Annotated in this window: 15 protein-coding genes; all 15 read right to left on the reverse strand. The window is 51.2% G+C overall.

What is annotated here, in order from left to right; genetic code table 11:
• Positions 1-135, reverse strand: a 135-nt coding sequence (locus DFR77_RS03285; RefSeq protein WP_146778608.1) for a glycosyltransferase family 25 protein, incomplete at its 3' end; no start/stop codon positions are given.
• Positions 135-1,172 (reverse strand): glycosyltransferase family 2 protein, encoded by a 1,038-nt coding sequence (locus DFR77_RS03290; protein ID WP_082281781.1) that lies wholly within the window; start codon positions 1,170-1,172, stop codon positions 135-137. The genes DFR77_RS03285 and DFR77_RS03290, both read right to left, overlap by 1 nt.
• Before the next feature lie 63 nt (positions 1,173-1,235).
• Complete coding sequence (gene glyS / locus DFR77_RS03295; protein WP_113852037.1) at positions 1,236-3,299, reverse strand: glycine--tRNA ligase subunit beta; 2,064 nt, start codon at positions 3,297-3,299, stop codon at positions 1,236-1,238.
• 116 nt (positions 3,300-3,415) lie between these two features.
• Positions 3,416-4,312 (reverse strand): glycine--tRNA ligase subunit alpha, encoded by an 897-nt coding sequence (gene glyQ / locus DFR77_RS03300; protein ID WP_003692424.1) that lies wholly within the window; start codon positions 4,310-4,312, stop codon positions 3,416-3,418.
• Positions 4,313-4,483: 171 nt separating this feature from the next.
• Positions 4,484-4,906, reverse strand: coding sequence for a F0F1 ATP synthase subunit epsilon (locus DFR77_RS03305; RefSeq protein WP_003687159.1), 423 nt, complete (start codon positions 4,904-4,906; stop codon positions 4,484-4,486).
• A 10-nt stretch (positions 4,907-4,916) separates the two neighbouring features.
• On the reverse strand, positions 4,917-6,314 hold the full coding sequence (gene atpD / locus DFR77_RS03310) for a F0F1 ATP synthase subunit beta (RefSeq protein ID WP_003690451.1): 1,398 nt from the start codon (positions 6,312-6,314) through the stop codon (positions 4,917-4,919).
• A gap of 37 nt (positions 6,315-6,351) precedes the next feature.
• Positions 6,352-7,227: a F0F1 ATP synthase subunit gamma gene (atpG, locus tag DFR77_RS03315; RefSeq protein WP_002218049.1), complete on the reverse strand. Its 876-nt coding sequence runs from the start codon at positions 7,225-7,227 to the stop codon at positions 6,352-6,354.
• A gap of 24 nt (positions 7,228-7,251) precedes the next feature.
• A complete protein-coding gene (gene atpA / locus DFR77_RS03320) occupies positions 7,252-8,799 on the reverse strand; it encodes a F0F1 ATP synthase subunit alpha (RefSeq protein WP_003687154.1) in 1,548 nt (515 codons plus the stop codon).
• Positions 8,800-8,809: 10 nt separating this feature from the next.
• Complete coding sequence (locus DFR77_RS03325; protein ID WP_002214793.1) at positions 8,810-9,343, reverse strand: F0F1 ATP synthase subunit delta; 534 nt, start codon at positions 9,341-9,343, stop codon at positions 8,810-8,812.
• Positions 9,344-9,347: 4 nt separating this feature from the next.
• Positions 9,348-9,818: a F0F1 ATP synthase subunit B gene (locus DFR77_RS03330; protein ID WP_003687152.1), complete on the reverse strand. Its 471-nt coding sequence runs from the start codon at positions 9,816-9,818 to the stop codon at positions 9,348-9,350.
• A 69-nt stretch (positions 9,819-9,887) separates the two neighbouring features.
• Entirely contained in the window at positions 9,888-10,124 is a 237-nt protein-coding gene (gene atpE, locus DFR77_RS03335; RefSeq protein ID WP_002214801.1) for a F0F1 ATP synthase subunit C, read from the reverse strand.
• A gap of 56 nt (positions 10,125-10,180) precedes the next feature.
• Entirely contained in the window at positions 10,181-11,047 is an 867-nt protein-coding gene (atpB, locus tag DFR77_RS03340) for a F0F1 ATP synthase subunit A (RefSeq protein ID WP_003690445.1), read from the reverse strand.
• Positions 11,037-11,390 carry an ATP synthase subunit I gene (locus DFR77_RS03345; protein ID WP_003690443.1) on the reverse strand — a complete coding sequence of 118 codons (354 nt, stop codon included), beginning with the start codon at positions 11,388-11,390 and terminating at the stop codon, positions 11,037-11,039. The genes atpB and DFR77_RS03345 overlap by 11 nt, the downstream gene beginning before the upstream one ends.
• A gap of 362 nt (positions 11,391-11,752) precedes the next feature.
• The gene (locus tag DFR77_RS03355; RefSeq protein WP_003696565.1) at positions 11,753-11,929 is read right to left on the reverse strand and encodes a hypothetical protein; all 177 of its coding nucleotides are present in this window, start codon (positions 11,927-11,929) and stop codon (positions 11,753-11,755) included.
• Positions 11,930-12,064: 135 nt separating this feature from the next.
• Positions 12,065-12,925, reverse strand: coding sequence for a ParB/RepB/Spo0J family partition protein (locus DFR77_RS03360; RefSeq protein WP_003687145.1), 861 nt, complete (start codon positions 12,923-12,925; stop codon positions 12,065-12,067).
• Positions 12,926-13,025: the final 100 nt, after the last annotated feature.

Here is a 13,025-nt window from a genome sequence, read left to right on the forward strand (position 1 = left end):
CATCGCCCGTTCCAGCCTTTCAGACGGCATCAGTGCGTCGAAAAACTGGAACGGGATGCCGCGACTGCCGAAGGTATCGGCAATGTGCGCCCTGCGTTCTGCGGCGGAAGCCAAGCTGATAACGTGGTTTTGCATTAAATCTCCTGTTCTTTCCCTGCCGAATCCGACCGCGCCTGCCGGCGGTTTTTAATCAGCCGGTACAAAATGCCGAAGTATTGCCTCAAGGTAAACAGCCGCCTCATCCTGCCGTCTGCCGCGAAATCCAGCCACGCGCCGGAGGGCGGCGTGTCCGTCCGTTTGAAGCATTGGTACAAAAACCGGCGGGCGCGTTCAAAATCTTCTTCCGGCAAATCCTTCTCCGGCAATTCGTACGCCGCTGCTTTTGTTTGGCGGTATTCTAGGCTGTCGAACCGGGTTTTAAAACCCATAGACTGCAAAAAATCGTTTCTGGCGGTTTTTTGGATGCCTTGCGCGATTTCGTGTTGGCGGACGCTGTGTTTGGATGAAACCTGATTGGCGTGAAGGCGGTATTTGACCAAGGCTTCGGGATAATAAGCCAGCCTGCCCAATTTGCTGACATCGTACCAAAATTGGTAATCTTCCGCCCAATCCCGCTCGGTGTCGTAACGCAAACCGCCGTCAATGACGCTGCGCCGCATAATCATCGTGTTGTTGTGTATGGGGTTGCCGAAAGGGAAAAAGGCGGCGATGTCTTCGTGCCGGGTCGGCTTTTTCCAAATTTTGCCGTGTTTGTGGTGCCGCGCCAGCCGGTTGCCGTCCTTTTCTTCCGACAAAACTTCCAGCCACGCGCCCATCGCAATGATGCTGCGGTCTTTTTCCATCTCGCCCACGATTTTCTCAATCCAGCCGGGGGCGGCAATATCGTCGGCATCGGTGCGCGCAATATACCCCCCCCCCGACTTTGCCAATTCGTCCAGCCCGATGTTTAAAGAGGGAATCAGGCCGGAATTTTGAGCTTGTGCAAGGATTTTGATACGGCTGTCGCGCTTTTGAAAATCCTTGGCAATGGCAAGTGTGCCGTCTGTCGAGCCGTCATCGACAATCAAAATATCCAAGTTGCGCCAAGTCTGATTCACGACGGCGGCTAATGATTGGGCAAAATATTTTTCTACGTTGTAGGCGCAAATCAATACGCTGACTAAAGGCTGCAATTTACTCTCCCGATAATTTGATGCCGCCTGAAGGCTTCAGACGGCATTTGGACTGTACAACGGTTACTCGCCCAAAAGCGCGATGTCGGCCACCGCGTTCATCTGCTCTGCCAAGCGGTTCAGCAGGTTCAGGCGGTTTTGTTTTACGGCGGCATCTTCCGCCATCACCATCACGCCGTCGAAGAAGGCATCAACCTGCGGCTTGACGGAAGCCAGTTCGGACAAAGCAGTTTGGAAATTGCCTTCGGCGACGGCGGCGGCAATTTTCGGCTGCAAACCTTGCGCGGCAGCGTACAGGGCTTTTTCTTCGTCCTGTTGCAGCAGGCTTTCATTGACTTCGCCCAACGCGGCATCGGCTTTTTTCAGCAGGTTTTGCACGCGTTTGTTGGCGGCGGCGAGCGCGGCGGCTTCGGGCAGTTGTTTGAATACGGCGACGGCCTGCAGTTTGGCGGTCAAATCGTCCAAACGGCGCGGCTGTTTGGCGAGTACGGCGGCAACGATGTCTTGCGGATAATCGTTTTGCAGCAACACGGCAAGGCGCGCCTGCATAAAGTCGGCGGTTTCAGACGGCGTTTTCTCGTTGAGCAAACCTTGCGGGAAGCTGTCGAATGCCGTCTGAATCAGTTCGTTCACGTCCAAACCGTACTGCATCAGCATCCGCAAAATACCCAAGGCGGCGCGGCGCAGGGCGTAGGGGTCTTTGTCGCCGGTAGGAATCAAACCGATGCCCCAAATGCCGACCAGGGTTTCCAGTTTGTCGGCAAGTGCCACGGCGGCGGCAATTTTGCTTTCGGGCAGCTTGTCGCCGGCAAAACGCGGTTGGTAGTGTTGCTCAATAGCTTCGGCGATTTCTTCGGTTTCGCCGTCCAAGCGGGCGTAGTATTTGCCCATCGTGCCTTGCAGTTCGGGGAACTCGCCGACCATTTCAGTTACCAAGTCGGCTTTGGCAAGACGCGCGGCGCGCTCGGCTGCCGCGGCATCCGCGCCCAATGCTTTGGCGATGTGGGCGGCGATGCTTTGCAGACGCTCGATGCGTTCGGCCTGCGAACCGATTTTGTTGTGGTACACCACGTTTGCCAGCTTGGGCAGGCGGCTTTCCAAGGTCGCTTTTTGGTCTTGTTTGTAGAAGAACTCGGCATCAGACAGGCGCGCGCGCAATACGCGTTCGTTGCCTCGGATGATGTGCGACGGGTCTTCGGTTTGCAGGTTGGAAACCAGCAGGAAGCGGTTCATCAGCTTGCCGTTTTGGTCGAGCAGCGGGAAGTATTTTTGGTTTTGCTGCATCGTCAAAATCAAGCATTCTTGAGGCACGGCGAGGAAGTGTTCCTCAAAACCGGCTTCCAATACCACAGGCCATTCGACCAGTGCGGTTACTTCGTCCAACAGGGCTTCATCGGCGGCAACGGTCGCGTTCAGACGGCGTGCCTGCCCTTCCAATGCCGTCTGAATCGCGGCTTTGCGCCCGGCAAACGAAGCGACGACTTTGCCTTGCCCGCGCATTTGTGCGGCGTAGCTGTCGGCGTTTTCAATGATGATTTCGCCGTCGGAAAGAAAGCGGTGTCCCAAGGTTTGATTGCCGCTTTGCAGGCCCAAAACGCTGACGTTCACGACATCGCCGCCGTGCAGCACAATCAGCCCGTGAACAGGGCGCACGAAGGTAAACGTGCTGCTGCCCCAACGCATTACTTTCGGAATCGGCAGCTTCTTAACAGCTTGATTGATAATGTTTTCCAAAAGTCCGCCCAACGGTCTGCCGGTTTGGACGTATTCGTAGGCGTACACGTCCTGCCTGCCGTCGTGGATGATGGTCAGGTCTTCGATTTTCGCCCCCGCCCCGCGCGCAAAACCTTCCAAAGCCTTGGTCGGCGTACCGTCTTTTACGGCATTCGCCACGGCAGGGCCTTTTTTCACGATTTTCTGATCGGCTTGAACGGCCTTCACGTTTTTGACTTGAACCGCCAAACGGCGCGGCGAGGCATAAGCCGTAAATTCGGCCGCGCCGTCAACCAGTTGCGCTTTTTCCAAGCCTTCGGCAACGGAAGCGGCAAAATGGTTGCCCAGATTATTCAGGGCTTTTGGCGGGAGTTCTTCGGTAAGGAGTTCGATTAAAAGGGTTTGGGTTGTCATGTGAGACTTTCTGTTTGTCCGTAGGCCATGCTTATAAAGCCTGCATATGCCGTACGGCCTGTATTAATGGATACGCAATAAAGGTCGCCTGAAAACCTGTTTCAGACGACGTATCGTTATTTTTTAATCAACGGGAAGCCCAGTTTCTCACGGCTTTCGATATATTTTTGCGCCACGGCGCGGCTCAATGCACGAATACGTCCAATATAAGTTGCCCGCTCGGTTACGGAAATCGCGCCGCGTGCGTCTAAAAGGTTGAACGTATGCCCCGCTTTGAGGACCAGCTCGTAGGCAGGTAAGGCAAGGCCGGCGTTTTCTTCGGCGAACAGGCGTTTGGCTTGCGCTTCGTAGTCGTTGAACTGGCGCAGCAGCCAGTCGGCATCGCTGTATTCGAAGTTGTAGGTAGATTGCTCGACTTCGTTTTGATGGTACACGTCGCCGTAGCTTACGGTATTGCCGTCCGGCGTTTTTGCCCAAACGAGGTCATAGACGTTTTCCACGCCTTGCAGGTACATCGCCAAGCGTTCGATGCCGTAGGTAATTTCGCCGAGTACGGGCGTGCAATCGATACCGCCGACTTGTTGGAAATAGGTAAACTGGGTTACTTCCATGCCGTTGAGCCAGACTTCCCAGCCCAAACCCCACGCACCGAGGGTGGGGTTTTCCCAGTCGTCTTCGACAAAGCGGATGTCGTGGACTTTGGGATCGATGCCCAATTCGCGCAGGGAGTCGAGATAGAGGTCTTGGATATTGGCGGGGGCGGGTTTGAGGGCGACTTGGAATTGGTAATAGTGTTGCAGGCGGTTGGGGTTGTCGCCGTAGCGGCCGTCTTTGGGGCGGCGGCTGGGTTGGACGTAGGCGGCAAACCAAGGCTCGGGGCCGAGCGCGCGCAGGCAGGTGGCGGGATGGGATGTGCCGGCACCGACTTCCATGTCGAAGGGTTGGATGACGGTGCAGCCTTTGTCTGCCCAGAAGGTTTGCAGTTTGAAGATGATTTGTTGGAAGGTAAGCATGGCTTATTGTTCGATAAAATAAAGGTTTTATTTTACTGTTTCCATAGCCGCTTGAATAGATTTATCTCGAAGACAGCCTGATTTGAAACCAGGGGATGGATAATTTTTTAATTTAAATCCGGAAAATAAAAAGCACGGCCAAACGGTCGTGCTTTTTCAAACCAAACAAGTTTATTTCTTGTGCGAACGGATATAGTCCAAAGTTTTGAGCTGTGCAATTGCGGCAGCCAATGCTTTATGTGCTTCCGCCAAAGCCTTATCGTCTTTAGCTTGGGAAATGCCCGCTTCTGCGGCTTTTTTCGCCTCTTCCGCACGTGCCCGATCCATTTCCGCACTGCGGACGGCAACATCCGCCAAGACAGTTACTTTATCAGGCTGTACTTCCAAAATACCGCCGGAAACAGCAACCAAAACCTCTTTATCCTCGCCCGGAACGGTCAAACGCAACGCACCGGGACGCACCAAACTCATAATCGGCTCGTGTCGCGGATAAATACCGAGTTCGCCCTGTACAGTCGGAACAACGATAAATGTTGCCTCGCCTGAATAGATTTTCTGCTCGCCACTTACCACCTCAACTTGCATGATGCTCATGCCGACCTCCTCAGTTTAAGGTTTTCGCTTTCTCAACCGCTTCTTCGATGCTGCCGACCATATAGAATGCCTGTTCGGGCAGATGATCGTATTCGCCGTTCAAGATGGCTTTGAAGCCGGCAATGGTATCGCGCAGGGCGACATATTTGCCTGGAGAACCTGTAAACACTTCGGCAACGTGGAACGGTTGAGACAGGAAGCGTTGGATTTTACGGGCACGCATTACAGCCAGTTTGTCTTCGTCAGACAATTCGTCCATACCCAGAATGGCGATGATGTCGCGCAATTCTTTGTATTTTTGCAGAGTAGACTGTACACCGCGCGCTACGTCGTAGTGCTCTTGACCCAATACCATCGGATCCAATTGGCGCGAAGTAGAGTCAAGCGGGTCAACTGCCGGGTAAATACCCAAAGAGGCAATATCACGGCTCAATACGACGGTCGCGTCCAAGTGGGCGAAAGTTGTCGCCGGAGACGGGTCAGTCAAGTCATCCGCAGGTACATATACGGCTTGGATGGAAGTAATGGAACCGGTTTGGGTAGAGGTAATACGCTCTTGCAAACGACCCATTTCTTCAGCCAATGTCGGTTGGTAACCCACTGCAGAAGGCATACGGCCCAACAGTGCGGATACTTCGGTACCGGCCAGAGTGTAACGGTAGATGTTGTCAACGAAGAACAATACGTCACGACCTTTACCGTTTTCGTCTTTTTCGTCACGGAAGTATTCAGCCATAGTCAAACCGGTCAAAGCAACGCGCAGACGGTTGCCTGGAGGTTCGTTCATTTGGCCATACACCATGGCTACTTTATCCAATACGTTGGAATCTTTCATCTCGTGGTAGAAGTCGTTACCTTCGCGGGTACGCTCACCTACGCCTGAGAACACGGACAAGCCGCTGTGCGCTTTGGCGATGTTGTTGATCAATTCCATCATGTTCACGGTTTTACCCACACCGGCACCGCCGAACAGACCTACTTTACCGCCTTTGGCAAACGGACACAGCAAGTCAATCACTTTAATGCCCGTTTCAAGCAATTCGGTTGTGGAAGACAGTTCGTCAAACTTAGGAGCGGCTTGGTGGATGGCACGACTCTTGTCGGTATCAATTGGACCTGCCTCGTCAACAGGCGTTCCCAATACATCGACAATGCGTCCCAACGTACCTTTACCTACCGGCACAGTAATGGGCGAACCAGTATTGCTCACAGTCATGCCGCGTTTCAAACCGTCCGAGCTGCCCATAGCGATGGTACGGACTACGCCATCACCCAAAAGCTGTTGGACTTCCAAAGTCAGACCGTTTTCGTCTAATTTCAAAGCGTCGTAAACGCGCGGAATCATGTCGCGTGGAAATTCCACGTCAACAACCGCACCGATAATTTGTACGATTTTGCCTTGGCTCATTATCGTATCCTAATTTCCGTACAGGATTCAGACGGCATCAGACGGCCGCCGCACCTGCTACAATTTCTGACAATTCCGTGGTAATCGCAGCTTGACGCGATTTGTTATATACCAGACGCAACTCTTTGATGGCATTGCCTGCATTGTCTGTTGCAGCTTTCATGGCAACCATGCGGGCTGCCTGTTCGGATGCCATATTGTCGCTCAACGCCTGATAAACCACAGACTCTAAATAGCGGCGAACCAGATATTCCAACACTGCAAGTGCAGTCGGTTCGTAGCGGTATTCCCAGCTGAACGGTGATTTGGGAGCTGAATCGCCAATCACGTTCTCACCGATAGGCAGCAATACTTCCATCCTCGGTTCTTGACGCATGGTATTGACAAAACCCGAATACACCAGATGGATTCTGTCAATTTCATGTTTCTCATACCGTTGGAAAAGTTCTGTCAAAGGTCCGAGCAGCATTTCCATTTTTGGGGTATCGCCCAAATTTACGGCACTGGCAACCACATTCAGACCAATGCTCTGACACGCCATCAGACCTTTACTGCCAAGGCATACGATTTCCTCTTCAATACCTTGATTCCGATACTCTTGAACTTGTGCCAAAAACTTTTTCAGCACGTTGGCGTTCAAACCGCCACACAAACCCTTATCAGACGTAATCAAAATAAAACCGACACGTCTGATTTCCCGATGAGATTCCAGTAACGGAATACCATGATCGGTATTGGTTTGCGCAAGATGGCTCATCACCATACGCACTTTTTCGGCATACGGACGCGCCAAACGCATCCGTTCCTGAGTCTTCCGCATTTTAGAGGTTGACACCATTTGCATCGCTTTAGTGATCTTTTGGGTATTCTGAACACTGCGGATTTTGGTGAGAATCTCTTTTCCTACTGCCATTTCAGACTCCTTTCACTTCAAGCCTTATGCCTGATAGGCGTAAGAAGATTTGAAGGATTTCATGGCTGCTTCAAGCGTTTTCTCGCTCTCGTCGGACATTGCACCTGAAGCATTGACGGCTTCCAAAACTTCCGGATGTTGGGTACGGACAAAGCTCAAAAATTCAGATTCAAAAGCTAGAGCTTTGGCAACCGGAACATCAGAATACGAACCGTTGTTGATTGCCCAAAGGGTCAAAGCCATTTCAGCCGTATTCAACGTACTGAACTGTTTCTGTTTCATCAGTTCGGTTACGACTTCGCCATGCTCCAACTGTTTGCGCGTAGCTTCATCCAAATCGGATGCAAATTGCGAGAACGCCGCCAATTCACGATATTGTGCCAACGCCAAACGGATACCGCCACCCAGCTTTTTAATCACTTTGGTTTGTGCAGCACCGCCTACGCGGGATACGGAAATACCGGCATTGATTGCAGGACGGATACCGGCGTTGAAGAGGTCGGTTTCCAAGAAAATCTGACCGTCGGTAATCGAAATGACGTTAGTCGGAACGAAAGCAGATACGTCGCCCGCTTGGGTTTCGATAATCGGCAACGCGGTCAGAGAACCGGTTTTGCCTTTTACTTCGCCGTTGGTCAATTTCTCCACTTCGTGTTCATTGACACGTGCCGCACGTTCCAACAGACGGGAGTGCAGGTAGAACACATCGCCGGGATAGGCTTCGCGGCCGGGCGGACGGCGCAAAAGCAGGGAAATTTGACGGTAAGCCACAGCCTGTTTGGACAAATCGTCATAAACAATCAAGGCATCTTCGCCACGATCGCGGAAGAATTCACCCATCGTACAACCTGAATAAGGTGCGATATATTGCAATGCCGCCGCTTCAGATGCAGTTGCAGCAACCACAATCGTGTGTTCCATCGCGCCATGCTCTTCCAATTTGCGGACCACGTTGGCAATAGAAGATGCTTTTTGACCGATAGCGACATAGATACAGATAACACCCGTACCTTTTTGGTTGACGATGGCATCCAATGCTACGGCCGTTTTACCTGTCTGACGGTCTCCAATAATCAACTCACGCTGACCGCGACCGACAGGAATCATAGAGTCAATCGCCTTCAGACCGGTTTGCATCGGCTGATCAACCGATTTGCGTGCAATCACGCCCGGTGCGATTTTTTCGACAGGGGCGGTCAAAGTTGTATTAATCGGGCCTTTGCCGTCGATAGGCCGACCCAATGCATCGACGACGCGTCCGACCAATTCGCGTCCGACCGGCACTTCTAAAATACGGCCGGTACAGGTAACCGTGTCGCCTTCTTTAATATGTTCGTACTCGCCCAACACTACGGCACCGACGGAGTCGCGCTCCAGGTTCATCGCCAAGCCTAAAGTGTTACCCGGGAATTCGAGCATCTCACCTTGCATTGCATCTGACAAACCATGGATGCGAACGATACCGTCAGTTACCGAAATCACCGTACCACGGGTACTCACTTCGGCATTTACAGACAGATTTTCGATCTTGGCTTTAATCAGATCGCTAATTTCAGCAGGATTAAGCTGCATGAAAACTCTCCTAATTCGTCATAGTCGTGTACAAAGCACTCAGTTTGCCTTGTACAGACAAATCCAAAACCTGATCACCCACTTCAACTTTTATGCCGCCAATCAGCTCCGGTTCGATTTCGACAGAGATTTTCAGCTCGCTGTCGAAACGCTTATTCAGCATTTGCGCCAACTCGCCGACCTGTTTGTCGGTCAACGGATAGGCACTGTAAATGACGGCAGATTTGATATGGTTGAATGATAAGGTCAAGTCTTGATATTGAGCATACACTTCCGGCAATATCGACAAACGTTTCTGCCCGGCCAAGACGATAACAAAGTTTTTTAACTCCTTGTCTTTCAAACCGACCAAATCGATGAGGATATCTGCTTTTTCTGAAGCATTCGTTTCAGGACGGTCAATCAATGAAGCCACCTTCCCTTCCTGAACAACCGCCGCAAGTTTTTCCAGTCCGCCCAACCAAGACTCAATTTGGTTTTTTTCCTGAGCCAGACCGAACAATGCCTTTGCATAAGGTCTGGCGATCGTTGCGAACTCTGCCATAAGATTACAACTCCTGTTTCAGGGTATCGAGCAGTTTTGCGTGTTTGGAAGCATCGACTTCGCTGCGCAAAATAGATTCGGCACCTTTGACAGCCAACACGGCAACCTGATCGCGCAGGGATTCGCGTGCGCGGAACAATTCCTGCTCCACATCGGCCTTTGCCTGAGCTGCAATGCGCGCCGCCTCGGAAGAAGCCTGTTCTTTGGCTTCTTCGACAATTTTGGCGGCACGTTTTTCGGCGTTGGCAACCATTTCGGAAACCTGATTACGCCCTTCTGCCAAAAGTTCTGCAACCTTTTTTTCAGCCTGCTCGAAATCGCTTTTACCACGCTCGGCGGCAGCCAAGCCCTCGGCGATTTTTGCGGCACGCTCATCCAAAGCTTTTGCAATCGGCGGCCACACAAATTTCATGGTAAACCATACCAAACCGAAAAAGACGATGATTTGAGCGAATAATGTTGCATTGATATTCACGTTACTTAACCTTCGTATTGGGGTTAATCAAACAGGCTGCACCTGTACGAACGGACGAATCCGTCCTGATTATGCACCTGCAAACGGGTTGACGAAGGCGAACAGTAGTGCAATGGCGACACCGATCAAGAATGCGGCATCAATCAGACCGGCAATCAGGAACAGTTTGGTTTGCAGCGGACCAATCAGTTCAGGTTGGCGAGCAGAAGACTCCAAATATTTAGAACCGACCATTGCGATACCGATAGATGCACCCAATGCACCCAATGCAACGATCAAACCACATGCGATAGCAATCAAACCCATTTTAAACTCCTTAAAGAAACAAAGGTTAAACTACAAAAACAAACTACTTGGGAAAATCAGTGGGCATCGTGCGCCTGCCCGATATAGACGAACGCCAACGCCATGAAAATAAATGCCTGCAGGGTAATCACCAAAATATGGAAAATCGCCCATGCCAAACCGGCAATAATGTGGAATACAAACAGAATCGGATCCATGACTTCAACGCTGCCGGAAGCCGCCCAAGCACCGCCAAGCAAGGCTATCAGCAGGAATACCAGCTCGCCCGCATACATATTGCCGAACAACCGCATACCGTGGGATACGGTTTTAGAAAGAAACTCGACCAAGTTCAACAGAAAGTTCGCAGGTGCGAGTTTTGCACCGAACGGCGCACTGAACAACTCGTGAAACCAGCCGCCCAATCCTTTGATTTTGATGTTGTAATAGATACAAATCAGCAACACGCCGACAGCGAGTGCCAAAGCGGTGTTCAAATCGGCAGTCGGTACGATGCGCAGCAGGGCGTGATGGTTGCCGGTAATGCCCTGCCATACCATCGGCAGCAAATCGACCGGCAGCATATCCATCGCGTTCATCAGGAAAATCCAAACAAACAGCGTCAGACCCAACGGCGCGACGGCTTTTCTAGACTTTTCGCTGTGAATGATGCTCTTACACATATCGTCCACAAACTCGAACAAGATTTCCACGGCGGCCTGGAAACGTCCGGGAACGCCTGCCGTTGCTTTTTTTGCACCGCGCCACAACAGGAAGCTGCCGATTACGCCCAACAGGACGGCAAAAAAAACGGCATCAAGGTTAATAAACGAAAAATCAGCAATGTTTTTCAGTCCCTGACCCTGAGTAACATCCGACAAACTGGTCAAGCTCTGCAAGTGGTGCTTGATGTAGTCGGCAGCGGTAATGGTTTCACCTGCCATAATCTTTCACTCTCAACAATACTAAAAAAACCAGATGGCTGACACCGAGCAGCCCCATCAAAAACGGGACGAACACCAGCGATTGATGCCATATTGCAAATACGGCAAGCATGGACAACAGCGACAGCACTACTTTTAAAATCTCTCCGAAGACGAACATCCTGCTTTGCAGGAAGGGGTTTCCCCTGAAAAGTTTTAGAAGTAAAACTGCAACAAACGTGGGAAGCAGGTAGGACAAACCGCCCCCGACCGCCGAAAGGAATCCGGCAAAACCCCATACGGCAAAGGCAACTGCGGCGCATATGGACAATACGGCGGATTGTAGGATGATAATCTGCTTCATAAAGGGAATGTTTCCGCCTCAGGTTTGGGGCGCGGCTAATATAATTTAGAAGCCTTATTACGTCAAGCAATATGTTAATCTTTGTGAAACTCGCCGCCGATACAGACGAGCGACTCCCCAAAATCCAACTCCGCTATTCTAACACATATTACATATGATTACAGGATATTAAGGAGTTTGTCCGCAATTTCTTTACACTTTTAATGTTCTTACGTGATTTGTTTGCTTTACGTGGAAATAATAAAAAATCAACGCGAAATTGTAGTAGTTTATCGGTCGGATTGTCGGCAGTTTGGGGAGTTTGCTCAATAAATAAAAGGTCGTCTGAAAATATTTTCAGACGACCTTTTCCGAATAAAGGATTAGCAGCGGCCTGCCGCTTTAAGCAAAGCATTGCATTGACTTTTGGCTTTGTTCGTTCCGCCTCCCGAACAAATTGCATCGGAAGTGGTAACGCCGATTGTGCTGATTACACTGGTAACATAGCATTGGCTCACGCGCTTACCCACAGTTGCGGTAAAGTTGATGCGTGTGTTCATAATTTCCTCGAAAATTAAAAATGAAAACAGGAAAACGATTCTTACGCGAAGCAGAAAAAATGTCAATAGAATTATATTTCCCACTTAAAATCTGGAAAGCTATTCTCTATATTTCAAACGGCATATCCCGCAAAATTAAGGCCGGTAATCTATGCCCAACTGCTTCAAGATATGGTCGAAGGTTTCGGGCGTGTCGAAATGCAGGATGATTTTGCCTTTTTTATGGTTGGCGGTCTTGATTTCGGCGTTGACACCCAATTTTTCAGTCAGCAAATCATTCAGGCGGCCGATGTCGGCGGCGGCAGTTTTTTTTGGCTCGGGACGTTTGTTTTGAAGGGCGGCCTGGCTGCGGCGTTCGACTTCGCGCACCGACCAGCCGTTTTTGACGGCCTTTTGCGCCAATTCGAGCTGTTCGACGACGGGCAGGGTCAGCAGTGCGCGGGCGTGCCCCATTTCGAGGCGGCGTTGGTAAAGCATTTCCTGCACGGATTCGGGCAGGCTTAAAAGGCGCAGGCTGTTGGAAATCGCGCTTCGGCTTTTGCCGACGGCTTGGGCGATGGTTTCGTGGGTCAGCCCGAACTCGTCGGCAAGGCGTTTCAAGCCTTGTGCTTCTTCGATGGGGTTGAGGTTTTCGCGCTGGAGGTTTTCGATCAAACCCATTGCCAATGCGGTTTCGTCGCTGATGGTTTTGATAACGGCGGGGATTTCGGACAGGCCGGCAATCTGAGCGGCGCGCCAACGGCGTTCGCCTGCAATCAGTTCGTATCGGGACAGTCCGTGTTCGCGCACGATGACGGGCTGTATCACGCCTTGCGCCTTAATCGAATCTGCCAGTTCCTGCAAGGCTTCGTCATCGATTTGGACGCGCGCCTGATAGCGGCCGGGCCGGATATCTTTAACCGCAACCGCAGTCAGCCGGTCGCCGCTGCTGTTGTCCGCACCGTTGGCGAGCAGCGAATCCAAGCCGCGCCCCAATCCGCCTTTTACTTTTGCCATACCGCCCTCCCGTGCCTATTCAGATAGGATGTTAAATCGGGTATTTTATCGGATATTGGGTGTTGCCGACAATTTGTATCCGTGTTTATCGGATTTCTGT

This window comes from Neisseria gonorrhoeae (genome assembly GCF_003315235.1).
In the GTDB taxonomy this organism is placed as follows: Bacteria; Pseudomonadota; Gammaproteobacteria; order Burkholderiales; family Neisseriaceae; genus Neisseria; species Neisseria gonorrhoeae.

What these genes read in the sequence shown, in the direction of transcription:
- glyS (WP_113852037.1), bottom strand. Translation starts at nt 3,299, where the DNA reads ATGACAACCCAAACCCTTTTAATCGAACTCCTTACCGAAGAACTCCCG.
- glyQ (WP_003692424.1), bottom strand. Translation starts at nt 4,312, where the DNA reads ATGCTTACCTTCCAACAAATCATCTTCAAACTGCAAACCTTCTGGGCA.
- DFR77_RS03305 (WP_003687159.1), bottom strand. Translation starts at nt 4,906, where the DNA reads ATGAGCATCATGCAAGTTGAGGTGGTAAGTGGCGAGCAGAAAATCTAT.
- atpD (WP_003690451.1), bottom strand. Translation starts at nt 6,314, where the DNA reads ATGAGCCAAGGCAAAATCGTACAAATTATCGGTGCGGTTGTTGACGTG.
- atpG (WP_002218049.1), bottom strand. Translation starts at nt 7,227, where the DNA reads ATGGCAGTAGGAAAAGAGATTCTCACCAAAATCCGCAGTGTTCAGAAT.
- atpA (WP_003687154.1), bottom strand. Translation starts at nt 8,799, where the DNA reads ATGCAGCTTAATCCTGCTGAAATTAGCGATCTGATTAAAGCCAAGATC.
- DFR77_RS03325 (WP_002214793.1), bottom strand. Translation starts at nt 9,343, where the DNA reads ATGGCAGAGTTCGCAACGATCGCCAGACCTTATGCAAAGGCATTGTTC.
- atpE (WP_002214801.1), bottom strand. Translation starts at nt 10,124, where the DNA reads ATGGGTTTGATTGCTATCGCATGTGGTTTGATCGTTGCATTGGGTGCA.
- atpB (WP_003690445.1), bottom strand. Translation starts at nt 11,047, where the DNA reads ATGGCAGGTGAAACCATTACCGCTGCCGACTACATCAAGCACCACTTG.
- DFR77_RS03345 (WP_003690443.1), bottom strand. Translation starts at nt 11,390, where the DNA reads ATGAAGCAGATTATCATCCTACAATCCGCCGTATTGTCCATATGCGCC.
- DFR77_RS03355 (WP_003696565.1), bottom strand. Translation starts at nt 11,929, where the DNA reads ATGAACACACGCATCAACTTTACCGCAACTGTGGGTAAGCGCGTGAGC.
- DFR77_RS03360 (WP_003687145.1), bottom strand. Translation starts at nt 12,925, where the DNA reads ATGGCAAAAGTAAAAGGCGGATTGGGGCGCGGCTTGGATTCGCTGCTC.